The organism is Streptomyces sp. NRRL S-350 (assembly GCF_000719705.1).
Taxonomy (GTDB): Bacteria; Actinomycetota; Actinomycetes; order Streptomycetales; family Streptomycetaceae; genus Kitasatospora.
The window spans coordinates 21,729-43,678 of sequence record NZ_JOHO01000061.1; the positions used below are offsets into that span (position 1 = coordinate 21,729).

General features: G+C 73.7%; 20 protein-coding genes. 10 read left to right on the forward strand and 10 right to left on the reverse strand.

Going from position 1 to position 21,950, the window contains the following annotated elements:
* Positions 1 to 59 precede the first annotated feature (59 nt).
* Positions 60 to 1,361: an MFS transporter gene (locus IF30_RS0133585; RefSeq protein WP_030245601.1), complete on the reverse strand. Its 1,302-nt coding sequence runs from the start codon at positions 1,359 to 1,361 to the stop codon at positions 60 to 62.
* 17 nt (positions 1,362 to 1,378) lie between these two features.
* On the opposite strand from IF30_RS0133585, the gene IF30_RS0133590 reads away from it, so the two are divergent.
* Complete coding sequence (locus tag IF30_RS0133590) at positions 1,379 to 2,653, forward strand: ROK family protein (protein WP_078891907.1); 1,275 nt, start codon at positions 1,379 to 1,381, stop codon at positions 2,651 to 2,653.
* 260 nt (positions 2,654 to 2,913) lie between these two features.
* Positions 2,914 to 4,104: a PLP-dependent cysteine synthase family protein gene (locus tag IF30_RS0133595; protein WP_078891908.1), complete on the forward strand. Its 1,191-nt coding sequence runs from the start codon at positions 2,914 to 2,916 to the stop codon at positions 4,102 to 4,104.
* Between the two features lie 24 nt (positions 4,105 to 4,128).
* Here IF30_RS0133595 and IF30_RS0133600 read toward each other — a convergent pair whose 3' ends face one another.
* Positions 4,129 to 4,671, reverse strand: coding sequence for a DUF4267 domain-containing protein (locus IF30_RS0133600; RefSeq protein ID WP_107054580.1), 543 nt, complete (start codon positions 4,669 to 4,671; stop codon positions 4,129 to 4,131).
* A 114-nt stretch (positions 4,672 to 4,785) separates the two neighbouring features.
* Between IF30_RS0133600 and IF30_RS0133605 the strand changes: the two genes are divergently transcribed.
* Positions 4,786 to 5,358, forward strand: a complete 573-nt coding sequence (locus IF30_RS0133605) for a TetR/AcrR family transcriptional regulator (RefSeq protein ID WP_030245615.1) — start codon at positions 4,786 to 4,788, stop codon at positions 5,356 to 5,358.
* Positions 5,359 to 5,550: 192 nt separating this feature from the next.
* Here IF30_RS0133605 and IF30_RS0133610 read toward each other — a convergent pair whose 3' ends face one another.
* The 4 genes from IF30_RS0133610 to mscL form a co-directional block, all read right to left on the reverse strand.
* Positions 5,551 to 8,106 carry a right-handed parallel beta-helix repeat-containing protein gene (locus IF30_RS0133610; protein WP_030245616.1) on the reverse strand — a complete coding sequence of 852 codons (2,556 nt, stop codon included), beginning with the start codon at positions 8,104 to 8,106 and terminating at the stop codon, positions 5,551 to 5,553.
* Positions 8,107 to 8,506: 400 nt separating this feature from the next.
* A complete protein-coding gene (locus IF30_RS0133615) occupies positions 8,507 to 9,382 on the reverse strand; it encodes an MOSC domain-containing protein (protein WP_030245617.1) in 876 nt (291 codons plus the stop codon).
* Between the two features lie 278 nt (positions 9,383 to 9,660).
* The gene (locus tag IF30_RS50865) at positions 9,661 to 10,461 is read right to left on the reverse strand and encodes a DUF6643 family protein (protein ID WP_107054581.1); all 801 of its coding nucleotides are present in this window, start codon (positions 10,459 to 10,461) and stop codon (positions 9,661 to 9,663) included.
* A 452-nt stretch (positions 10,462 to 10,913) separates the two neighbouring features.
* Positions 10,914 to 11,360: a large conductance mechanosensitive channel protein MscL gene (gene mscL, locus IF30_RS0133625; protein WP_030245620.1), complete on the reverse strand. Its 447-nt coding sequence runs from the start codon at positions 11,358 to 11,360 to the stop codon at positions 10,914 to 10,916.
* A gap of 452 nt (positions 11,361 to 11,812) precedes the next feature.
* Between mscL and IF30_RS44135 the strand changes: the two genes are divergently transcribed.
* The 3 genes from IF30_RS44135 to IF30_RS0133640 all read left to right on the forward strand — a co-directional run bounded on the left by IF30_RS44135 (position 11,813) and on the right by IF30_RS0133640 (position 14,803).
* Positions 11,813 to 12,979, forward strand: coding sequence for a glycosyltransferase (locus IF30_RS44135; RefSeq protein WP_051711757.1), 1,167 nt, complete (start codon positions 11,813 to 11,815; stop codon positions 12,977 to 12,979).
* A gap of 174 nt (positions 12,980 to 13,153) precedes the next feature.
* On the forward strand, positions 13,154 to 13,828 hold the full coding sequence (locus IF30_RS0133635; RefSeq protein ID WP_030245623.1) for a thiol:disulfide interchange protein DsbA/DsbL: 675 nt from the start codon (positions 13,154 to 13,156) through the stop codon (positions 13,826 to 13,828).
* 84 nt (positions 13,829 to 13,912) lie between these two features.
* Positions 13,913 to 14,803, forward strand: a complete 891-nt coding sequence (locus tag IF30_RS0133640) for an alpha/beta fold hydrolase (RefSeq protein ID WP_030245624.1) — start codon at positions 13,913 to 13,915, stop codon at positions 14,801 to 14,803.
* A 71-nt stretch (positions 14,804 to 14,874) separates the two neighbouring features.
* Here the strand turns inward: IF30_RS0133640 and IF30_RS0133645 are convergent, their stop codons facing one another.
* The gene (locus IF30_RS0133645; protein WP_030245626.1) at positions 14,875 to 15,621 is read right to left on the reverse strand and encodes an SAM-dependent methyltransferase; all 747 of its coding nucleotides are present in this window, start codon (positions 15,619 to 15,621) and stop codon (positions 14,875 to 14,877) included.
* A gap of 76 nt (positions 15,622 to 15,697) precedes the next feature.
* The gene (locus IF30_RS0133650; RefSeq protein ID WP_078891909.1) at positions 15,698 to 16,879 is read right to left on the reverse strand and encodes a glycosyltransferase; all 1,182 of its coding nucleotides are present in this window, start codon (positions 16,877 to 16,879) and stop codon (positions 15,698 to 15,700) included.
* Between the two features lie 24 nt (positions 16,880 to 16,903).
* Between IF30_RS0133650 and IF30_RS0133655 the strand changes: the two genes are divergently transcribed.
* Entirely contained in the window at positions 16,904 to 17,674 is a 771-nt protein-coding gene (locus IF30_RS0133655) for a glutamate racemase (protein ID WP_030245630.1), read from the forward strand.
* Between the two features lie 488 nt (positions 17,675 to 18,162).
* On the opposite strand, the gene IF30_RS0133660 is transcribed toward IF30_RS0133655, so the two are convergent.
* The gene (locus IF30_RS0133660; RefSeq protein ID WP_234322939.1) at positions 18,163 to 19,401 is read right to left on the reverse strand and encodes a polysaccharide deacetylase family protein; all 1,239 of its coding nucleotides are present in this window, start codon (positions 19,399 to 19,401) and stop codon (positions 18,163 to 18,165) included.
* Positions 19,402 to 19,751: 350 nt separating this feature from the next.
* Here IF30_RS0133660 and IF30_RS0133665 point away from each other — a divergent pair, with 350 nt between their 5' ends.
* From IF30_RS0133665 to IF30_RS0133675, 3 genes are all read left to right on the forward strand, one after another.
* Complete coding sequence (locus IF30_RS0133665) at positions 19,752 to 20,024, forward strand: hypothetical protein (protein ID WP_158835666.1); 273 nt, start codon at positions 19,752 to 19,754, stop codon at positions 20,022 to 20,024.
* 292 nt (positions 20,025 to 20,316) lie between these two features.
* On the forward strand, positions 20,317 to 20,859 hold the full coding sequence (locus IF30_RS0133670) for a sugar transferase (protein WP_037901983.1): 543 nt from the start codon (positions 20,317 to 20,319) through the stop codon (positions 20,857 to 20,859).
* A gap of 34 nt (positions 20,860 to 20,893) precedes the next feature.
* Positions 20,894 to 21,382, forward strand: a complete 489-nt coding sequence (locus IF30_RS0133675; RefSeq protein ID WP_037901985.1) for an NUDIX hydrolase — start codon at positions 20,894 to 20,896, stop codon at positions 21,380 to 21,382.
* A 124-nt stretch (positions 21,383 to 21,506) separates the two neighbouring features.
* Here IF30_RS0133675 and IF30_RS0133680 read toward each other — a convergent pair whose 3' ends face one another.
* Positions 21,507 to 21,947: a PTS-dependent dihydroxyacetone kinase phosphotransferase subunit DhaM gene (locus IF30_RS0133680; RefSeq protein WP_030245639.1), complete on the reverse strand. Its 441-nt coding sequence runs from the start codon at positions 21,945 to 21,947 to the stop codon at positions 21,507 to 21,509.
* Positions 21,948 to 21,950 lie beyond the last annotated feature (3 nt).

A 21,950-nucleotide genomic window follows, 5' to 3' on the forward strand; every position in this document is an offset into this window, starting at 1 on the left:
GTTATTTGTGATCTGTCAGCTGCCCGTTGCCACCTGTCGTTCGTCGCCCGTCATCTGTTTCACGCCCGCCTCGCGACCGCCAGCGGCAGCAGCGCCGCCGCAGTGGCAGCCACCGCGACCGTGGTGAGGGCGATCGGCAGCCCGGCCGCGTCGGCGAGGAAGCCGATCACCACCGGGCCGATCAACATCCCGCCGTACCCGAGGGATGAAGCGAGCGCCACACCCTGCGGGCCGCCCGCCGCGCCGGCCCGGGCGATGGCGAGCGGGAAGAGGTTGGCCAGCCCGAGGCCGGCCAGGACGAACCCGCAGATCGCGAGCGGCACCACCGGCGCGAGCGCGGCCACCAGCATGCCCGCCGCCGCCGTCAGCCCGCCGAGGAGCATCAGCCGGTTCTGGCCGAGCCTTATGGACAGCCAGGTGCCGCCGACCCGTCCGCCTGCCATCGCGAACGCGTACGCGCCGTAGCCGGTGGCGGCCACCGCCGCGGTTGCGTGGACGTCGTCGGTGAGGTGGAGGGTGGTCCAGTCGGCGATCGCGCCCTCGCCGTACGCGGTGCACAGCGCGGTGACGCCGAGCAGCAGCACCAGCAGCCGGACATGGCGACGGCCCGCGCCCGCGCCCGTACCCGCGGTCCCGCTGCCGGCCGCAGCCGACGAACCCGCCGGATCCGCCGCACCCGACGAGCCTGCCGAACTCGACGCCCGCTCGGGCGCGACCAGCGGAGCCGCCGGGCTTCGCATCAGCACGATGCCCGCGCCGATGGTGACGGCCGCGCCCAGCGCCCCACTGAGCGCGAGCGCCCACGCGGTGCTCAGGGGGCCGGCCAGGAGGCCGCTGACGCCGGTGCCGAGCAGTCCTCCGAAGCTGTATCCGGCGTGGAAGCTGGGCATGACGGGCCGTCGCAGCTGCGCCACCAGGTCGACGGCGGCGCTGTTCATCGCGACGTTCGCCCCGCCGTACCCGGCGCCGAACAGCAGCAGTACGCCGCCCAGGGCGGTGACCGAGTGGGCGTGCGCGGGCAGTAGGACGGCGACGCTGAGGAGGGCGAGCGAGCCGACCGTGATCGGGCGCGAGCCGTACCGCAGGCAGAGCCGCCCGACCAGGGGCATGGTGATGACGGCGCCGATGGACAGGCAGAGCAGGGCGAGTCCGAGGTCGCTGTGCGAGGCGTTGACCTGGCTGCGGACGTCCGGGATGCGGACGACCCAGGCTGCGAAGAGGAAGCCGTCGACGGCGAAGAACGCGGTGAGTGCGAGGCGTGCGGGGCCCCAGGGGCTGTCGGTCACCGGGGTCGTGCTGCGAGACTGGGGGGAGAGGCGGTCCGGGGCGGGGCGGGAACGGATTTTGTTTCGAAGCGGCACAAAGTCACAATAGGGGCGTGCAGCTCTCACCATCAAGCCCGCGGCCCGGCACCGGGAACGACCCCGACGCGCAGCGCGACGGCCACCGGCGCGCGGCCCCCGACCGCGGTCGGACGCTGCTCGGCCCCGCGCTCTCGCTGATCCACACCGGCCAGACGCCCACCCGCTCGGCGCTCACCCGCGCGCTGGACGTCACCCGGGCCACCGCCGGGGCGGTCACCGCCGAGCTGGAGGCGCTCGGCCTGATCACCGTCGACTCGCGCCCGGCCGGCGGCGGCCGCGGCCGCCCCTCGCACCGGCTCGCGATCGACCCCCAGGGGCCGGTCGTGGTCGCCGGCCAGATCCACGCCGACGGGCTGAGCGTCACGCTGGCCTGCCTCGGCGGCCTGTTGGACCCGCCCCTCCACCTGCCGCTGCCCGCCGCCACCGATCCGGTCCGGATGCTGCGCGCCGTCGCCGAGGCGGGCGCCGCACTCGCCCGGGCCACCGACCGCCGCTGCCTGGGCGCCGCGCTCGCGCTGCCCAACCCGGTCACTGAGCCGGACGGCGCGGCGCTCGCCGCGCTGCACTTCGCCTGGCCCAGCGGCACCCCGGTCGCCGACCTGTACGACGTCGAGGTCGGCCGCGCCGACCACGGCCCGCGGGCCCTGCGCCCGATGCCCGCCGCGATCGCCAACGACGCCAACCTCGCGGCGCTCGCCGAGTACCGGCACGGCGCCGGCCGCGGTGCCCGCCACCTGCTCTTCGTCACCTCCGGGCACCGCGGTGTCGGTGGCGCGCTGGTCATCGACGGGCACCTGCACACCGGCAGCGCCGGCCTCGCCCTGGAGGTCGGTCACCTCACCGTCGACCCGCAGGGGCGGCCGTGCATGTGCGGAAACCGAGGCTGCCTCAACTCCGAGACCGACCCCGACGCGCTGTTCGCCGCCGCCGGGCGCACCCCGGATCCGGGGCGCCCCCTGCTCGACCAGGCGCGCGAGCTGTGCCGGGCGGCCGCCACGGACGACCGGGCGCGAGCGGCGGTGGAGCACGTCATCGACCGGCTCGGCCTCGGGCTGGCCGGCGTCGCCAACATCCTCAACCCCGACCGGGTGGTCCTCAGCGGCCTGCACCTCGACCTGCTGAACGCCGCGCCCGAGCGGCTGCGCACGGTGGTCGCCGAGCGCTGCCTCTGGGGGCGCAGCGGCCGGGTGCCGATCGTGGGCGCGGAGCTGGCGCACGGTGCGCTCGCGGGCGCTGCCGAGCTTGGCTGGGGGCCCTATCTGGCGGACCCGCAGTCGGTGCCCGTCTAGGGCCTGCGCCACTGGCTGCGACGAGTGCGGAGGGGAGTCGTACCGGTCCGTGGGAAGACCAGGCCCCGCCGGGTTCGAGGTGGGGAGCCGGCTCGCTGCGCCATGGCAGGAGTGACGCCTCCGTTGATCCACTTCTGGAGCGGACCCGGCCCCTACCCGGGGGCGATAAGCGGAAGCTGGGTCTTCGACAACGGTTACTTATCGTGACTCTCATACACTCGTAGTGAGCAGTGGGGGGTCACCGCGAGAGAGAAGCGACCATGAGCATCCAGCCCGGCACCCGGCCCGGTAGCGATCGGGGCCCCCGGCCCGGTAGCGATCGGAGCCCCCGGCCCGGCAACGAGCGAGGCATCGAGCCGACCGTCGACGTCGACCGGTCCGACCCGGAGTACCGCGCCTGGCTGAAGGAGGCGGTGCGCAAGGTCCAGGCCGACGCCAACCGCTCCGCCGACACCCACCTGCTGCGCTTCCCGCTGCCCGCCGAGTGGGGGATCGACCTCTACCTCAAGGACGAGTCCACCCACCCGACCGGCTCGCTCAAGCACCGGCTGGCCCGCTCGCTCTTCCTCTACGGGCTCTGCAACGGCTGGATCCGCCCCGGCAAGCCGGTGATCGAGGCCTCCAGCGGCTCCACCGCCGTCTCGGAGGCCTACTTCGCGCAGCTCATCGGGGTGCCGTTCATCGCCGTCATGGCCAAGAGCACCAGCCAGGCCAAGATCGACCTGATCGAGTTCCACGGCGGTGAGTGCCACCTGGTCGAACGCTCGGACGAGGTGTACGCGGCCTCGGCGCGGCTCGCCGAGGAGACCGGCGGGCATTACATGGACCAGTTCACCTACGCCGAGCGGGCCACCGACTGGCGCGGCAACAACAACATCGCCGAGTCGGTCTTCGCCCAGCTGCGCCTGGAGCCGCACCCCGAGCCGGCCTGGATCGTCGCCACCGCAGGGACGGGGGGCACCTCGGCGACCATCGCCCGGTTCGTGCACTACATGCAGTACGACACCCGGATCTGCGTCGCGGACCCGGAGAACTCCTGTTTCTTCGACGGCTGGGTGCACCACGACCCGGACGCCGTCTGCGAGAGCGGCTCGCGGATCGAGGGCATCGGGCGCCCCCGGATGGAACCGAGCTTCGTCCCGGGGGCGGTCGACCGGATGATGAAGGTGCCGGACGCCGCGTCGATCGCCGCCGTCCGGGTGCTGGAGCAGGTGCTCGGCAAGAAGGCCGGCGCCTCCACGGGCACCGGCCTCTGGAGCGCGCTGCGGATCGTCGCGGAAATGCGCGCGGACGGGCGGACGGGCAGCGTCGTCGGGCTGATCTGCGACCCGGGGGACCGCTACCTGGACAAGTACTACTCGGACGACTGGCTGGCCGGCGAGCGGATCGACATCGCGCCCTACCGGGCCGCCCTGGAGTCCTTCCTCGCCGGCGGCCCGTGGAGGGGCTGACCCCACCGTCGGCCCGACGCCCCGTCAGACGGCTCGCCGAGCACCCCGGCCGCCGGGGCGGGTGCTCCGGTCGCTGGAACCGGCACCCCGGGTGCTGCGGCTGGTGCTGTCCGGACGCTCGGTGAGCAGTAGCGCGGCCGCGACGGCGACCCCGACCGCGGTGGCGGCGTGGACGCCGAGCGCGGTCGCGGTCGAACCGTGGTGGGTCAGCACGTTGACGGCGTCGCCGGCCGGGACCAGCGCCTCGACGAGCAGGACCCACCCGAGGGCCCGCCGCTGACCGGTGAACAGCAGGACCAACGGGGCGATGCCGGAGGCGAGGTCCCGGATGCCCTTGATGCCGAAGAACGCCGCGGCCTCGCCGTGCGGCCACTCGGGCAGGCCGAAGCCGGAGACGACGCTCTCCGGCGCGAACAGGTAGCAGATGCCGACGTAGCTGATGCCTGCGGCGGCCAGCACGGTCAGCGTGTCGGCGATCAGCGTACGGGCGCGGGCGGCGGTGCCGGCGGTGCCCGCGGCGGTGCTGGTGTTGCTGGTGGTTGTCGTGTTGGTGGCGGTGTCGGGCATGGCTCCCCCTCGGACTCGGCGGCTTGGTGCCGCTCCGTTGTCTAGCGTTGCTAGGAACAGGAACGACGCTAGACCGATCGCCGCTTGTTTGTCTAGCGATGCTAGGATCCGGACATGTCGATTCCTCAGCGCCGCGAGCGCGAACGCGCCGAACGGCACCGACTGATCATCAGCACCGCCCGGAACCTGGCCGAGGCCGAGGGCTGGGAGGCGGTGACGACCCGTCGGCTGGCCGAGCGGATCGAGTACAGCCAGCCGGTGCTCTACAGCCACTTCGCAGGCAAGACGGAGATCGTCGCGGCCGTGGCGGTGGAGGGCTTCGCGGAACTCGCGGCGGAACTGCGGGCCGTCATCGCCGAGGCGGACGGACCAGCGGCGGCGTTCGCGGCGGCGGCGAGGAAGTACCTGGCCTTCGGGCTCGCCAATCCGGCCCTCTACGACGCGATGTTCACCCTCGGGACGGGCCTTCCGTTCGGGCGGCCCGATGCGCCCGCTCCGCTGAAGGACGCGTTCGAAGCGCTGGCCGGCGCCTTCGCGCGGGCTGCGGGGGAGGGGGATCCGGACGTGTTCACGGAGGTGGGCTGGGCCTCCCTGCACGGCCTGGTGACCTTGTCGCGGGGCGGCCGACTCCGGCCGGACCTGGCGGAGCAGCGGGTGGAGCTGCTGGTGCGGCGGCTGCTGGGGTGAGGGCGCCCGGCCGGGGGCGGGGAGTGGGGTGCCCGGGACGATGACGGGCACCCGCCGGCGAGCGACGGGGGCCCGGCGACGGATGCCGGATGACAGCTGACAGATTTCAGACTCTGTCAGCTGTCATCTGTCATCCGTTACTTGTCATCGGTCATCGTCTGTCGGCCGTCTGTCATCCGTTCGCCGCCTGCCCTACGGCAGCGGAGCCACCGGCAGGTCCGCCGGGACGAGCAACTGGAGTTCCTCGGTGGACGGGTCGGCGAGGTGGGCGATCCGTACCGCGTGCCGCTCGATCATGGTCTCGAAGACCTGTCGGGCGGTGCGCCCGTTGCCGAAGTTGGGGCCGCGATCGAGCCGTCCGAAGTGTTCCAGCAGTGCGCGCTCCGTCTCCTCCGAGAGCGCGTACTCGTGCTCCGCGCACTGCGCCCGGGCGATCTCCAGCAGCTCGTCCGCCGTGTAGTCGGGAAACCTGATGGTTCGTGAGAAGCGGGACGAGACGCCGGGGTTGGCGGAGAGGAAGCGCTCCATCTCGGCGGTGTAGCCCGCCACGATGACGACCACCTCGTCCCGGTGGTCCTCCATCAGCTTGACCAGGGTGTCGATTGCCTCGCGCCCGAAGTCCCGGGCGCCGTCCTCCGGTGCGAGCGCGTACGCCTCGTCGATGAAGAGGACTCCGCCGCGCGCCCGGTCGAAGGCTGCCGCGGTCCGGATCGCGGTGGAACCGATGTGCTCGCCGACCAGGTCGACGCGGGCCACTTCCACCAGGTGCCCGAGCTGGAGCACCCCGAGCGAGGCGAGGATCTCGCCGTAGAGCCGGGCGACGGTGGTCTTGCCGGTGCCGGGGGCGCCGGTGAAGACCAGATGGCGGCGCAGCGAGGGGGCCTTGAGCCCGGCCTGGCGGCGACGCCGGCCGACCGAGATCAGGTCGATCAGGGTGCGCACTTCCTGCTTCACCGTGGCCAGTCCGACCAGGGAGTCCAGTTCGGCGAGCGCCTCGTCGGCCGGTCGGCAGTCGGGGATCGGCGCGATCGCCGACGAAGCCGTCGCCGACGGCGCCAGCAGCTGTCCGACGGAGGCCAGTTGGGAGGTCCGGGGCGCCGGTACGTCCGCGCCGCCGTACGGTGCTCCCGAGCCGCTCCCGCGCCCCGACCCCAGCCCCGCTCCACCGCCGGGCCCACCCGGCCCACCGGTCCCACTCGGCCTGCCCGGTCCGCCGGGACCACCATGCCCGGCGGGCCCCCCGGGACCTGCCGGCACGACCGCCGTCGGCGTCGCCTGTACGTCGTCCGAGGTGCACCCCTCGGCGACCGGCCCCGGCTCGGAGAATTCGAATCCGGCCCGTTCGTTCTGCTCCGCCCGGCACCGGATGAGCTGCGTGCGGCAGCCGTCGATGACGTGGAAGCCGAAGCCCTTGCCGTGCGAGACCCGGCAGTCCTCGAAGGTGCCCCGCCCCTGCGCCGAGACGTAGACCCCCGCGTCCGTACTGGCCCGGACGGTGCAGTCGCGCAGCACCGGGTCGGCGCCCTTGGTGACGATCACCCCGGTCGCGACGTCGGAGATCTCGCAGTCGGTGAGCAGCCCGCCGCTGCCGTGGTCGCGGAACCAGAGCCCCGTTCCGGTTTCCTGCATCCGGCAGGCGGCGAGGGAGACGGTGGCCCCGCCGCTGACCGAGACCGCGGAGCTGCGGATCCGGCTGAACGAGCAGCCCTCGGCGGTGGCGGCGGAGTCCCGGTCGAGGACGAACAGGGCGTCCGGCAGGTCGTGCAGCGAGCAGTCGGTGAGGGTGAGCCGGGCGCCGTCGCTGACCCACAGCGCCGGGTACTCGCCGGTCGAGCTGTGGATCTGGCACGACTCGGCGACGGCCTCGGTGCCCTGGTCCCAGATCGACAGGGCGCCGCGCCCGAAGTCCCGGACGGTGCTGTTCGCAAGGCTGAGCCGGGCGCGTCCGCGCAGGTCGGCGCCGTTCTCCGGCAGGTCGTGCACCCGGCAGCCGGTGAGCACCAGTTCGGCCTCGCCGTCCAGGGTCAGGCCGTTGCCGGTGACCCGGTGGATCTCGCAGTCGACCAGCCGCCCGCCGGCCTGGGCCTCGGCCTGGACGCCGCTGCCGCGGATCTCGTAGATCTCGCAGCCGGTCAGTTCGGCGGCGCTCCCGGGGTCCGAGATGAGTACGCCGGCGCCGGAGGCGTGGTGGATGCGGCAACGGTCGAGGGCGGCGGTCGCGCCGCCGAGGACGGCCAGCCCGGCTTGCCCGGCGGCGGCGACCTCGCAGTCCTCGAAGGCGGCGGCGGTGTCTTCGCCGCGCAGCCGTAGCCCGAGTCCGCCAGGGTTGGCGATGACGCAGCCGCGCAGGGTGGGCCGGGCGCCGGCGGTGATCTCGATCCCGGTGGCCGAGCGGGTCTCGATCCGGCAACCGCTGAACGAGGGCGTCGCCTGGTCGCCGGTGACCAGGACGGCCGGGGAGGAGCTTTCGCCGCCTTCCACGACCAGGTCGCGGACGGTCGCGGCGGCGGTCACGGTGATCGCGACGCCGGACGGCGGTTCGATCCGCACGGTGCCGGGGCCCTGGGCCGGGACCACCGTCACCGGCTTGTCCAGCAGCACGTTCTCCCGGAAGGTGCCGGGCCGGACGGTCACGGTGTCGCCCGGTTCGGCGGCCGCCAGGGCTTCCGCGAGCGTGTCGTACTCACCCGCGCGGCGACGCCAGCGGGATGCGCTGTCCTGGGTGACCCGGACCCTGTGCTCAGCCATGACGGTCTGTCGTCCCCACCTTCGTCGAGCCGGCGATCATCGGGCCGAACGCGCGGGCGTGCGCGGGCCGTCCGCCCACCGTAGCGCGCCCACGTGGGTGGTCCGGCCGCCCGTTGTCGCGCGGACACCGGTAGCGCTCACCGCGGCCACAGGTTCCGACCACTTGTTTCAACGAGCGCGCACAGCGGTGGTTCCGTCGCGGCCGGCAGGTCCACGGTCGGCGGGGCCACGGCCGGCAGGTCCACGGTCGGCGGGGATACGGCCGGCAGGTCCACGGTCGGCGGGTCCGGGGTCGCCAGGCGCGGGGTCGGCGGGTGGAGCGTCGACAACCCCGCGGTCGGCGGCTTCGGGTCCGACTTCGGTTGGTAGCCCGAGGGCGGACCCGGGGCGCGGCGCCCGGTCAGCGCCCGTCGGCGGGCCAGTGTGCCCCGGCCTCCAGCACCTCGACGCCGTCGCCCAGGCGCAGCACCCCCAGCTCGTCGCCCTCGACGCCGGCCGGCCGCTCGGGGATGAGGTTCTGCCCGAACGCGGCCTTGCGCAACAGCCGGTGGTGCCGTGCCAGGGTGCGCAGCGGCTCCTTGCCGCGGCGCTCGCCGGTCTCCTGGTCGGTGGTGGTGATGACGCATCGGCCGCAGGGCTTGACCACCTTGAAGGTCAGCCCGCCGATCCGGATCCGGCGCCAGCCGTCCTCGGCCCAGGGCTCGGAGCCGGTGACCACCACGTTGGGGCGGAAGCGCTCCATCGGCAGGGTCTCGTGGTCCTCCGGGTGTTCGGCGGAGATCAGTTCGTTGAGCCGGTCGAGCGAGGCGGTGGTGGTGAGCAGCAGGGGGAAGCCGTCGGCCATCGAGACGGTGTCACCGGGCTCGCCGAACTCGGGGTCGACGGGCCGGGCGCGCGGGTCGTCGAGGTGCACCAGGCGGTAGTCGCCGAGGTGTTCGGCGATCCACTCGTGCGCGTCCTTGGCGGCCTCGACGGCACGGAAGCGGGTGCCCCAGACCTCGACTTCGGCGAGCGGGGCGCCGGTGGCGAGGGCGGGGGCCGGGATTTCGATCCGGGAGCCGTCGGGGGCGGTCAGCGCGAGGGAGCCGTCGGGGAGGAGCCCGGGCCGGATCTGTCCGAGGGCGGTGTTCTCGCGCTGGCTGACGAAGCGTCCGGTCGGGTCGGCGAGCATCCAGCGGCGGTCTCCGGCCAGGCCCCAGGGGTGGACCGGGGTGGTGTCCGGGCTCAGGCGGTACATGGACTTGACGGGGTAGACGTGGAGTCCGGTGAGCTGCATTCCCCCATCCTGCCAGCCGGGTTCGGGTCGTCCGCAGGCCCCCCGCAACTCCCCTGTGCGCAGTGCTCGTCCGTGCCGTGCTGCAGTGCCCGTCTGCAGGCCGCACGTGGTCATGGCCCCGTATGCGCACGGACCGCCCGGGACGCCGTGGGGGGGGCGTTCCGGGCGGTCCGTGGATGACCCGTTTCTCCGTTCGCCCGGCGTTCAGGGGGCGCCGGGTGGTGCTCAGGTGGTGCGGGTGGGGGCCGGTGGGGGGACGGCCTCGGGGGTGCGGTGGTTCAGTAGCCCTGGCCCTGCGGCTGGTAGCCGCTGCCCTGTCCGGCCGCGTTGAAGGAGCCGGGACCGGGCTCGCCGTACGGGCCCGGGCGCTGCGGCTGCATCGGGCGGACCGGCGCGACCGGCGCCATGGCCGGGCGCAGCTGGGCGCCACCGAAGGACTGGTCACCGCCCTGGCCTTGGTAGCCGGGGCCGCCGGCGTTCGGACCGCCGAAGGACTGCTGTCCGCCGAAGCCCTGCGGTCCGCCGGGCTGGGCCTGGCCGAAACCGCCCGGGCCGGCGGCGGCCTGGGCACCGAAGTTCTGCTGCCCGCCCTGGCCGCCGATGAAGGTGTTCTGGCCGCCGAAGCTCTGGCCGCCGGTCGGCTGGTAGCCGCCGCCGGTGGTCTGGGTGAAGGTCGGGGCGCCGGTCTGCTGTCGCTGGTACGGCTGGGGGGCGCCGTAGCCGGGGACCGGCGGCTGGGGAGAGGCGTACGCCGGCGCGGGCTGCGCGGGGATGTACGCCGTGGCGGGACCGGCGGAGGGGCCGCTGCTCGGGCCGGGGCCCAGGGCGAGGCGGGCGGCCGGCAGCGCGGGGAGGTTGCTGCCGGCGTTGTCGTACCCGTTGCCGTACCGGTTGTCGTAGGACTGGCCGTGGCCAGATCCGTAGCCGGACGACAGTGCAGGCGGCAGGGCGGCCGGCACGTTGATGGGTGCGATCTGGGGGACGCCGCGCTCAGCCACGAGGCTGTCGTAAATCGGCGTGCCGGAGGAGAAAGACGGAGAGGGGTAGCCGACTCCGTCGTAGGAGCGGGGCGAGGTCATGGGGCATACGGTAAGCCCACAATGCGCCTGCTGAGGAGAGCGGGAGGGGGAGCAGTTCGAGTGTTTACACAGTCTTCGCTCGCACAAAGGTTTCGAAAGTAGTAAGAACGGACATACCAGGCGTTCGGTTCCGGACAACCTTGGTGTCCCGTCAGTGATCGAACAGTGGCCGGACGATGGGGCCGCAAGGCCTTGCGGTGACCGGCCGGTGGATGGTTGCGGGCCCGGCGGAGAAACTTTTGCGGACAGGGCGTGCGCCGGGCGCATTCGAGCCCCCGTCGAGGGTGGCGGGGGCTCGTGAATGTTTCGGGAATAAAATTGCCGTCAGCTCGCCGACTGCCGGGCCCGAGGCCCGCTGACCACCTGGTTCGCGGTCGCCGGCCACCTGGTTCGAGAACACCGACCCCCTGGTTCGCGGCCCCCGGCCGGTCACCGCCGGCCCCTGCGCCGGTTCAGTGCGACTGCAGCGCCTGGGCCTGCGCCGGCAGGCCCGGCTTGCCCACCTCCGAGGTGCAGAAGGAACAGCGCGTCGCGGCGGCCGGGATCGAGCTCAGGCACTCCGGGCAGTCCACCTTCGGGGCCGGTGCGGCCTTGGCCGATTCGAAGCGCGTCTGCAGCTTGCCGACCGGCAGCACCACGGCGAAGTAGATGACGGCGGCGGTCAGCACGAACCCGATCACCGCGTTGACGAAGACGCCGTACGGGAACCGGGTGCCGCCCACCTCGAAAGTCTTCTGGGTGAAGTCGCCGACGGCGCCGGCCGCGACCCCGACCAGCGGGGTGAGGAAGGCGGTGACGAACCCGGTGACGACCGCGGTGAAGGCCGCACCGATCACGATGCCGACCGCGAGGTCCACCACGTTTCCGCGCAGCAGGAAGCTGCGGAATCCCTTGATCACCGGGTGACTCCAAATCCGTACGGGGGAGGGGAAGATGGGGCGACCGACGGTGCCCCGGCGGGACATCCTGCCGAGCGGTCCGGGTGGAGGTCCAACCGCGTTCACCCGATCCGCGTAACGGCTCCCGGGCCGCCGGGCCTCGGGCCGGGCGGTGTCCGGGCGCTCCGCGTACGGGCCCATCAGGGTGTCGGCGGCTGCCGGCAAACCGCCAGTGGCGCAGCGAACTTGACGTGACGTTCGGACCCGGCCCGGCGAGCGGCGCCGGAGGTGATGCGGCGCGACGGGAGCGAACCGGAGCGCGTCAGGGGGTGAGACGGGGCGCACGGCGATCGCAACCGGCGCACGACGGCGGTCCTCTGGCGCACATCGGGTGTACGGGCGCGGGCGGTTGGGCCACCACGAGGTTGCGCGAAGGGGCTGTACCGGGCGGGGCGCTGTGCCAAGGTCGGTCCATGCCCGACCACATGTCGGCCGACTCGGCCGGAATCCGTCCGCGTGTCCTGCACCTGATCAGCGGCTCACGGCGTGGCGGCGCCCAGAACTTCGCCCGTGACCTCCACCGGGAACTGGGCCGCCGGGGCCAGTCCTCCGCCCTGTGCGCCCTCGCCCCGCACCCGCCCGGCCGCGCCGGTGCCGCGGAGGCCGACCCGGGCGACTGCCCCGACGCCACCAGGCTGCCGCGCGCCGCCGCCGTCCTCGGCCCGGGGCGCCTGCGCCCGAGCACCCTGCGGGCACTGCGCACCACCGCGCGCGCCGCCGACGTGGTGCTCGCCCACGGCTCCGACACCCTGGCCGCCTGTGCCCTCGCGCTGACCGGCACCAACACCCCCTTCGTCTACGTCTCCGTCGGCCACCCCCGGTACTGGACCGCCACCCGGTTGCGCCGGGTCCGCGGCGGTGCGCTGATGCACCGCGCCGCCGCCGTCACCACGCTCACCGACGAGGCGCGGGCCGTCCTCGAGGAGCAGTTCGGGCTGCCCGACGGCAAGGTGCACGTGATCCCCAACTCCCGCGCCGCCGAGAGCTATCCGCCCGCCGACGGCAGGGAGGACCGGCGGGCCGCCCGGCACGCACTGGGCCTTCCCGCGGACGTGCTGCTGGTCGCCTGGATCGGCGCGATAGCGCCCGAGAAGCGGCTCGACCTCGCCCTCGACGTCCTCGACCGCCTGCCCGACGTCCGGCTCGCCGTCGCCGGGGACGGCCCGCTGCGCGAGACGCTGGCCCGCCACCCGGCGGCCGCCCGCGCCCACTTCCTCGGCCCCCTGCCCGATCCGGCCCCGCTCTACCGTGCCGCCGACGCGCTGCTGCTCACCAGCGACAGCGAAGGCGTGCCCGGCGCGCTCATCGAAGCGGCCCTGGCCGGGGTGCCCGCCGTCGCCACCGACGTCGGCTGGGTGCGCGAGGTCGTCCGGGACGGCGCCACCGGCGCCCTCGTCGCCCCCGGCGACCCGCTCGCCCTCGCGGAGGCGCTGGGCAGGGTGCTGGCGGTCAACCGGGCGGGCCTCGGCGCGGCGGCCCGGGCGCACGCGCTGGAGCACTTCGAACTGGGTGCGGTGGTGGACGCGTGGCAGCGGCTGGTGGCTGACGTGTGGACGGAACGCGCGGTGCCGGCCGGCTGACCCGGGCCCCCGGGCCCCCGGGCCCACGGGCCCCCGGGCCCCCGGGCCCCCGGGCCTTCAGCCCCACGTCCCCGCAGACCGATGCCGTGCCTGCTACCCCCTTTCAGGTGAATCCAGACCCACCACCGGCCACCAACTCGTCGGTAACGAACCGCCGCCACCACACTTCCCGGTGTGAAATCGAAGTCGCTGCTGCGATCCACCGTCCTGTTCGCCGTCGCCGTCGGGATTGCCGCGTCCCCCGTCCAGGCCGGCGCGATGACCCACCAACCTCCGTCCGAGGGAGCCCAGTACGTCAGGCTCGACCACCCGCAACCGGTGCGCGAGAGCTCCCGGACGGAGGCGGTCGAGTTCTTCTGGTACGACTGCGGCCACTCCCAGGCGCTCGAACAGCCGCTGCAAGCCTGGGCGGAGAAGCACCGCGACGACGTCGCGCTGCGCCGCGTCCCGGCGATCTGGCCGGGAAGCCCGGAGGAGAAGGTGCAGCGCGGCCATGCGCGGATGTACTACGCGCTGGAGCGACTCGGCCTGGTCGAGCGCCTGCAGACCAGCGTCTTCCGGGCCGTCCACGACGACGGGGTGGACCTCGCCGGCGAGGCTTCGGCCACCGATTGGGCCGTGCGCCACGGTGTCGACGCGCAGCTCTTCGCCCAGGCCTACCGGTCCGCCGAGGTCGGCCGGTCGGTCGACGACGCCGCTGCCGCGTTCGTCCGCTACGGCGTCAACGAGCTGCCGACCGTGATCGTCCAGGGCGAGTACCGGACCTCCCCGAGCAAGGCCGGCGGTGTCGAGGCGATGCCCGAGGTGCTCGACTACCTGGTGCAGCAGGAGCAGTTGAAGACCGGTTGAGCTCTCGCCGGTCCCGTGATGTCGGGTCAGCTCGCTCGTTGTGCGCCTCTTGCCTAACCTTTCAAATCCTGTTTAATGGTTAGCATGAGCGAGCTGACGATCCCCCACATCCACCACCGGCACGTCGACGTCAACGGCGTGCGCGTCTTCTACCGCGAGACCGGCCCGGCCGACGCCCCCGTCCTCCTGCTGCTGCACGGCTTCCCCTCCGCCTCGCACCAGTACGCCCGGCTGCTCGACGCCCTCGGCACCCGCTACCGGCTGATAGCCCCCGACTACCCCGGCTTCGGCCACAGCGAAAGCCCCGCGCCCGACGCCTTCCCGTACCGCTTCGACACCCTCGCCGACGTGATCGAGGGCTTCTGCCTCGCCCTCGGCCTGGACCGCTTCGCGCTGTACGTCTTCGACTTCGGCGCCCCCGTCGGCCTGCGGCTGGCCACCCGCCGCCCGGAGTGGATCACCGGCCTGGTGGTCCAGAACGGCAACGCCTACGAGGAGGGACTCTCCGACCAGGCCCGGGAGTTCATCGCCAACCGGCGCGGCGTCCCGGGCGCCGAGGAAGCCGCCCGCTCGATCCTCACCCTGGAGATCACCCGCAGCCAGTACGAAGGCGGCACCGGCGACCCGAGCCTGGTCGCCCCCGACGGCTGGACCCTCGACCAGCACTTCCTCGACCTGCCCGGCCGCAAGGACATCCAGGTCGAACTCGCCCTCGACTACTTCTCCAACGTCGAGCTCTACCCGGCCTGGCAGGCCTGGCTGCGCGCCGACCAGCCGCCCACGCTCGTCCTCTGGGGCAACGGCGACCCGTTCTTCACCGAGGCCGGCGCCCGCGCCTACCTCCGCGACCTGCCCGACGCCGAGCTGCACGTGTTCGACACCGGGCACTTCGCGCTGGAGGAGAAGCTGCCCGAAATCGCTCCGCTGATCGACGACTTCCTCGCGCGGACGCAGAAGCAGGCGCAAGCTCAGTAGCAGCAGGCGCAGTAGCGGGCGCGGGAACAGCCTGGGTGGCTGCCGGGGAGCAGCGGCCACCCCGGCCGTGTTCAGTCGCGGCGCAGCAGGTACGTGACGAAGCCGAGCGTCCCCCGGTAGCCGTGCAGCCACTCCGCGCGGTGCCGGTCGGCGGCCTCCCGGGCGGTGGCCGCGTCCGGATGGTCCGGGTGGTCGATGGCCCACTCGGCCAGCGCACCCGTCCAGGAGAACTCGTAGTCGTCCCACTCCTGTTCGGTGCTGACGTGCCCGAAGACCGGCGTCCAGCCGTCCGCGAGGACCTGGTCGGTGGTCCCCGCCAGATCCGCGAAGTCCTCCCGGGCGGCGCCGAGTCCGTCCAGCGCCTCGGGGGAGGGATCGCGCTGCCAGAACCCGTCACCGACCAGCAGCCGGCCACCCGGCGCCAGGAGTGCGCGGGCGGCGGCGAGCGTCGGCAGCAGCCCGCCGAAGGCATGGGTGGCACCGACGCACAGCACCAGGTCGAACGGCTCCTTCGCGGTGAACTCCCTCGCGTCCACGTGGTGCAGGCCGATCCGGCGCACCACGCCGAGCGCGGTCGCGCTCTCCCGGGCGCGGGTCAGCGCCGCGGCGTCCACGTCCACTCCGACCGCCTGCCAGCGCGGGCGGGCGGCCAGCGCCCGGAGCAGCCACGCGCCCTCGCCGCAGCCCAGGTCCAGCGCCCGGCCCTCGTCCGTGCCGGCCGTGGCCCGGTCCAGCAGGCGGGCCACCGATCCGTCGGACAGCGGAGCCGCGATCGGGTGGTGGGCATGGGCGAGGCGGGAGATCTGCTGACGGTCCATCCGAGCAGTATGGATCGGGTCGGCCCGTCGCGCCGGGGAATTCCGGGTTCGCGGAGCGACCGGGGAACTGGGCGGCTCACGCCCGCGAGTAGGTCCGGCCCTTCCACGCCGCGCCCCGGCCCAGCCAGTGCTGCACCGCCGAGTCCACCGTCATCAGCAGGTACATTCCCGCCGTGAACGGCAGCAGCACCACGGCCGGCGCCGGCTGCCCGTAGTACCGGACCATCGGCAGGTACGTGCCCGCCATCAGCGCCCAGGCCGCCCCGCCTGCCACCGCCACCGCGGGCGCGCCTGCCACCAGCCCGGCGACCGTCGCCACCGGCGGCACCAGGTACACCAGCGCCAGCCCCACCACCGTCCCGAGCAGCAGCAGCGGCGAGTGCCTGAGCTGGGCGTACGCGCTGCGCGAGACCATCCGCCACAGCTGGTCCAGCCGCGGGTACGGCCGGACGCTGTCGACGTCGTCGGCCAGGCCCAGCCAGATCCGCCCGCCGGTGGACTTCACCGCCCGGGCCAGCGAGACGTCGTCGATCACCGCGCCCCGGATCGCCGCCACCCCGCCGGCCCGCTCCAGCGCCTCGCGCCGCACCAGGGAGCAGCCGCCCGCCGCAGCGGCCGTCCGGGCACCCGGACGGTTGCTCCGGCGGAACGGGTAGAGCTGGGCGAAGAAGTACACGAAGGCGGGCACGATCAGCCGTTCCCAGCCGGTCTCCACCCGCAGCCGGGCCATCTGCGACACCAGGTCCAGGCCGTTGCTCTCGGCCGCGGCCACCAACTCGGCGAGCGACTCCGGGCCGTGCGCGATGTCCGCGTCCGTCAACAGCAGGAACTCGACGTCCGGACCGGCCAGCGCCACCCCGTGCCGCAGCGCCCACAGCTTGCCCGTCCAACCGGGCGGCAGCGGGGGAGGAGTGGTGACGGTCAGGTCCAATCCGTCGATCGTCCGCAGCTCCGCCGCCAGCGCGCCGGTGCCGTCCGAACTGTGGTCGTCCACCAGGACCACCCGGGCCCGACCGGGGTACTTCTGCGCCAGCAGCGTCGGGAGGCTCGCCGGCAGCACCGCCGCCTCGTCCCGGGCCGGCACCACGATCGCCACCTGCGGCCACCGGACCGGCGGGCGGCGCGGCGGCAGCCGGACGTCGGTGCGCCAGAACAAGCCGTGGCAGCACGCCAGCCAGAGCCAGACCAGCAGGGAGAAGACGGTGATCCACAGCAGGACGGTCACCCCGGCAGTCTGCCGCAGACGAGGGCCGGACATGCGGATCGACTAAAGTCTTGACCCGTGAAGATCGCACTGATGGACTCGGGAATCGGCCTGCTGGCCGCCGCTGCCGCCATTCGGAAGCTGCGCCCGGACGCCGACCTGGTGCTGTCCTCCAACCCCGCCTCGATGCCGTGGGGGCCGCTCACGCCCGAAGAGGTCACCGAACTGGCCCTCGGCTGCTGCCGGGCCGCCGCCGCGCTCCGGCCCGACGCGCTGGTGATCGCCTGCAACACGGCGTCCGTCCACGCCCTCGCCGCCATCCGCGCCGCTCTGGAACCCGGACTGCCGGTGATCGGCACCGTCCCGGCCATCAAGCCCGCCGCCGCGCAGGGCGGCCGGGTCGCCATCTGGGCCACCCCGGCCACCACCGGGAGCGCCTACCAGCGCGGACTGATCCGCGACTTCGGCGGCGCCGCGGAGGTCACCGAGGTCGCCTGCCCGGGCCTCGCGGACGCCGTCGAGCACGGTGACGACGACGCCATCACGGCCGCGATCGCCGACGCCGCAAGCCGGACGCCGGTCGGCACCGACGCCATCGTGCTGGGCTGTACCCACTACGAACTCGTGCTCGACCGCATCCGCGCAGCCGTTGCCCCGACCGCCTCCCCGGCGCTCACCTTCCACGGCTCCGCCGACGCCGTCGCCGCCCAGGCCCTGCGCCGCGCCGGAGACACCAGTCGGACGGGGGCGGGCACGCTCACCGTCCTCCACGCCGGCGTGCCCGCCGAACTGCCCTCGGCCGCCGCCCTCTACCCGCAGGGCCACGCCCTGGCCACCCTCATCGGCTGATCCCCGGTCGGCCGGACCTCCCGGGGCCGGTCGCCCGGACTTCCCCGCGAACCGGGGAGCTCCGGGCGACCGCTTGGCGCCGGACATGAGTTTCACTGGTCGCGCCTCGGGGCCCATGAAGAATCATGGCGGGACCATCCGGAAATCCGATCAGCCTTTGCCGCGCAATATCGGCTCCGCCGGCATCCGGACCGAGATCGGGAACGCCGGCCGGATCGATTTCCGGTACGCGACCGACGAGTCGACCCGTCAGCGATGCCTCACCGAACCCTGCCCAGGAGAGGGCGCGGTGCGGCTCTCGTCACGTGGGGGATCCAGGTGGCCCGGTCGGCGTGCACGAGAAGTCGGACCGGTCGACGTTTCGGGGGCGCGGACATCTGCCCTGGCGGCATTGCGACTGTCTGTGGGGCAAAACAGGGCGTGCGGCGCTGCGCGGGAAGTCGGCTGGTCCGACTTCCCGCGCAGCGCCGCACGCGCCGCATCGGGGGTCAGGCGACGGCTTGGCGGCGCCAGCGGCGGTAGGCGGGTTCGAGGCCGGAGAGGATGGTGTCGAACCGGCGGCTGCTGGTCGTGGAGTCGACCTGGAGGCGGCTGATCTGGAGGGGGTTGGCGGGCAGGCGGGGGCCGAGGCGGTGGTCGGAGAGGAAACCGAGGCGGTAGCCCAGCTCCTGCAGGACGGTCTCGGCGCGGACGTCGTGGCCGCCGTCCGGGTAGGCGAAGGCGATCGGAGGCTCCCCCAGCCAGCGGGTGAGTGCTTCGTGGGCGCCGGTGATCTCGGTGCGGACCGTGGCGTCGTCGCAGCGTCCCAGGCACGGGTGCCCTTGGGTGTGGTTGCCGATGGCGACGCCCCCGTCCTGCAGGGCGAGGAGGTCGGCGGGGCTGAGCTGCTCCTGGCGGGGCGGCCGGCGGTCGGCGCTGGCCCGCAGTTCGTGCAGGCTCCGTCGGCGGTCCGGGTCGGGCATCGCCTTGAGCCGGCGGAGCAACTGGGAAGGGTGTCCGCAGTCGAGCGACCGGGCCCGGCCCCCGTGCCGGGCGAGGAAGTCGGCCTCGTGCCACCAGAACGGCCGCTCGGTACCGATGAGCTCCGAGATGACGAAGGCGGTGGCTGGAATGCGTCGGGCGTCGAGAGCGGGCAGGGCGTGGGTGAGGACGCTCCGGTCGGCGTCGTCGAAGGTGACCAGGACGCTCCGGGGCGGCAGTGGCCGCCGTTCCGTCACGGCCTGGAGGACGGCGGCGAGCGAGACCGGGGTGGCCAGTCGTCGGAGCCGGTCGAGCTGGGCGCCGAAGGAGCGGTGGTCGGTCACCCCGTGGTAGGCGAGCACGGCGAGGCGCTGGGCGGCCCGGGCCCGGAACAGCGGCTGGACGGGGGCGAACCGCAGCCATTCGCCCCGAGCGTCCTGCTGCTCCGTTTCGACGGACGGTCGGCGACGGCCCCCGCCGTGCCGGCCCCCGTCGTGTCCGGTTCCTCCGGGTAGGGCCCGGTCGTACCGGCTGCCCTCGTACCGGCTGCCCTCGTACCGGTTGCCGTCGTATCGGTTGCCGTCGTACCGGCTCCCGTCAGGTCGGACCCGGTCAGGTCGGGCCCGGTCAGGTCGGACCCCGTCATGTCGGCCGCCGTCGTACCAGCCCGCCGCGCAGCCGACGGGTGGTGGCGGCAGCGCGCGCATGCCGGAGACGGGCCTGGCACGGGCCGTGGAGATCGATGGTGTGGACTGGGACTGCGGCACGGTTCCCCCTCGTTCGCCGAGCGGCGTGGCGGTACCGCCGGAGGACGGAGCCCGGCCTCCGACTCCAGGGGCGGCGGCTCCGCCCCTGGACTTTCCTGTTCTCGGTGGGGGGTTCACACCCGTCCCTCGAACGGCTCCTGGATCACTCAATGCCATTGAGACCGCTGCACCACAGGGATGGTTGTACCGGGGGGACGAGGATTTTTCGTGGACTGATTGTGTAGCCGGAATGCGCATCGGCACACCCCCGGAACACGCCTGACCAGCTCTGATCCCGCGATTGCGGACAGTGGTGGAACCTTCACTGCGTGCGGGCTGCCCGCCGCTCCGGCCCGGGGTACCTTGGGCTCATGGCAGATGCGGACCGTGACCCCTTCCACCTGCACGGTGCCTCCCGGATGGCGCGCGCGTGCAGGGGTGGAGCCCTGGTCACCCACCAGCTCCCGCTCGCCGTGGTGGGCGTGGCCTGCCTGGCGGCGGGCATCATCGTGGCCGTGACCGTCCCGGACAGTGACGGCCCGGCGTGGGCGATGGCAGTGGCCGGATGCCTGGCGGCCGGTGTCCTGATGCTCGGCCGGATCGCCTTCGGCCTGTTCCGGGACCGGCGGCGCGCCGCGCTCTAGCGGCGGGCGAGCCGGCGCAGGGCCGTCGGCGCCGACTCGAACGCGTCGGTCGGATCGGACGGCTCCCGGCCCCACTGCCGGGTCGACCGTTTTCGGCATTTCGAAACGGTAGATCGAGCGAAATTGGTCAGACCGACCAAATATCGTCCTGTCGGACAATCCTCCGTGCCTGTGTTTCACCATTCCCGGACATCGACTCCATCGCGCCTCTACCGTGAATGCGTTCTTCCGGCTCGAAACGCCGTGGAGGGGGAGCGATGAGCGGCAGACCGGACATGGCCGTGCCCGCCACGTGAAACGCGGTGGCGACCTCGCCGTCGCCGCCCTGGCCGCGATCGCCGCGGTGCCGCTGGCGCTGCTCATCGCGGCCCTGCTGCGCTGCACCACCGGCGGCCCGGTCCTCGAACGGCAGACCCGGACGGGGCAGCACGGCCGTGAGTTCCGGATCCTGCGCTTCCGAACCACCCCGGACGGCCGGCTCGGCACCCTGCTGCGCCGCACCGGCCTGGACGAACTGCCACGGCTCTGGAACGTCGCCCATGGCGACATGGGAGTGGTCGGTCCCCGGCCCGACCACCCCGACCAGGTGGCCCGCTACTCCTGCCGGGAGCGGGGCCGCCTCGCCGTACGCCCCGGACTGACCGGCTGGGCCCAGCTCCACGCCCACGGCCACCCGCCGGCCGGCGACCGCACCCGCAGTCGGGCCGAACTCGACCTCTGGTACGTCGAGCACCGGTCGCTCCGGCTCGACCTGCGCATCCTCGGGCTCACCGTCCTGGCCCTGCTGCGCCCCGGGGCCGCTGAGCTGCGCCCAGCTGCGAACCGGCCGGGCTGAGCCGGCCGGGAACCACCCCGCTAGGCTGCGCGACATGGCCATTCCCCCCTTCCTCGCCGAACTCCGCTCCGTCGTGGGCAACCGCCCGCTCTGGCTGAGCGCCGTCGTCGCCGTCGTGCTGGACGACCACGACCGGGTGCTCCTCGCCCGTCGGGTCGACGACGGCCGGTGGGCGCCGGTCGGCGGCATCCTCGACCCCGGCGAGCAGCCCGGCGACGGCGTGGTGCGCGAATGCCTGGAGGAGACCGGTGTGGTGGCCGTGCCCGAGCTGCTCGCCTCGGTGTCCGTCTCGCCGCAGGTGACCTACCCCAACGGCGATGTGACGCAGTACCTGGTGCTGACCTTCCGCTGCCGCGCGGTCGGCGGGGAGGCGCGGGTGAACGACGACGAGTCCCTGGAGGTCGGCTGGTTCGCGCTGGACGAGCTGCCGCCGATGATCGAGACCGAGCACGAGCGGCTGCGCCACGCGATGGAGTGCGAGGGCCCGGCCGTGTTCACGTGGGACGGCAAGGAGCGGCCCTGAGCCGCTACCCCGGGCCGGGCCGCCACTCCTGACCTCACCACTCCTGACCTCACCACTCCCGACCCGACCACTCCCGACCCACCCGTCGACCCGGCCCGGCCCCGACCGCCTGACGCCGTGCCGGTCAGCCCTTGTGCTGCCGGTAGGCCTCCTCCGCCGCGTCGAGCACGGCGGACAGGTCGCCGCCCGCCGTCGCGGTGGTCGTGGCCGCCACCGCGCCCTCGACGAACGGGGCGTTGGCGAACCGGACCGGGAACGGCAGACCGTGCTCGTCGGCGTCGGACAGCAGTGCGCGGACGGTGGTGACGGCGCTGCCGAGGTCGGCCAGCACCACCACGCCGTGCCCCTGGTCGACCCGGCGGGTCGCGGCGGCGACCAGCACGGCGCTGATGCCGGGCCCGTTCGACGGGTCGCCGCCGGTCGCGGCGACCGGCGCGGGGGAGTCGGATCCGGTCAGTGCGAGCGCCAGCGACCGTACGGCGGTGGCCAGTTCCTGGCTGTGCGAGACCAGGACGATCCCGACCCGGCCGTGCGAGGTGGGCCGGGCGGGGGTCGGCCGGGGCAGCGG

Coding starts and splice junctions, on each gene's coding strand:
- IF30_RS0133665 (WP_158835666.1), top strand. CDS start 19,752: ATGGCAGATGCGGACCGTGACCCCTTCCACCTGCACGGTGCCTCCCGG.
- IF30_RS0133595 (WP_078891908.1), top strand. CDS start 2,914: ATGAGCATCCAGCCCGGCACCCGGCCCGGTAGCGATCGGGGCCCCCGG.
- IF30_RS0133640 (WP_030245624.1), top strand. CDS start 13,913: ATGAGCGAGCTGACGATCCCCCACATCCACCACCGGCACGTCGACGTC.
- IF30_RS0133675 (WP_037901985.1), top strand. CDS start 20,894: ATGGCCATTCCCCCCTTCCTCGCCGAACTCCGCTCCGTCGTGGGCAAC.
- IF30_RS0133650 (WP_078891909.1), bottom strand. CDS start 16,879: ATGTCCGGCCCTCGTCTGCGGCAGACTGCCGGGGTGACCGTCCTGCTG.
- IF30_RS50865 (WP_107054581.1), bottom strand. CDS start 10,461: ATGACCTCGCCCCGCTCCTACGACGGAGTCGGCTACCCCTCTCCGTCT.
- IF30_RS0133610 (WP_030245616.1), bottom strand. CDS start 8,106: ATGGCTGAGCACAGGGTCCGGGTCACCCAGGACAGCGCATCCCGCTGG.
- IF30_RS0133645 (WP_030245626.1), bottom strand. CDS start 15,621: ATGGACCGTCAGCAGATCTCCCGCCTCGCCCATGCCCACCACCCGATC.
- IF30_RS0133605 (WP_030245615.1), top strand. CDS start 4,786: ATGTCGATTCCTCAGCGCCGCGAGCGCGAACGCGCCGAACGGCACCGA.
- IF30_RS0133600 (WP_107054580.1), bottom strand. CDS start 4,671: ATGCCCGACACCGCCACCAACACGACAACCACCAGCAACACCAGCACC.
- IF30_RS0133615 (WP_030245617.1), bottom strand. CDS start 9,382: ATGCAGCTCACCGGACTCCACGTCTACCCCGTCAAGTCCATGTACCGC.
- IF30_RS44135 (WP_051711757.1), top strand. CDS start 11,813: ATGCCCGACCACATGTCGGCCGACTCGGCCGGAATCCGTCCGCGTGTC.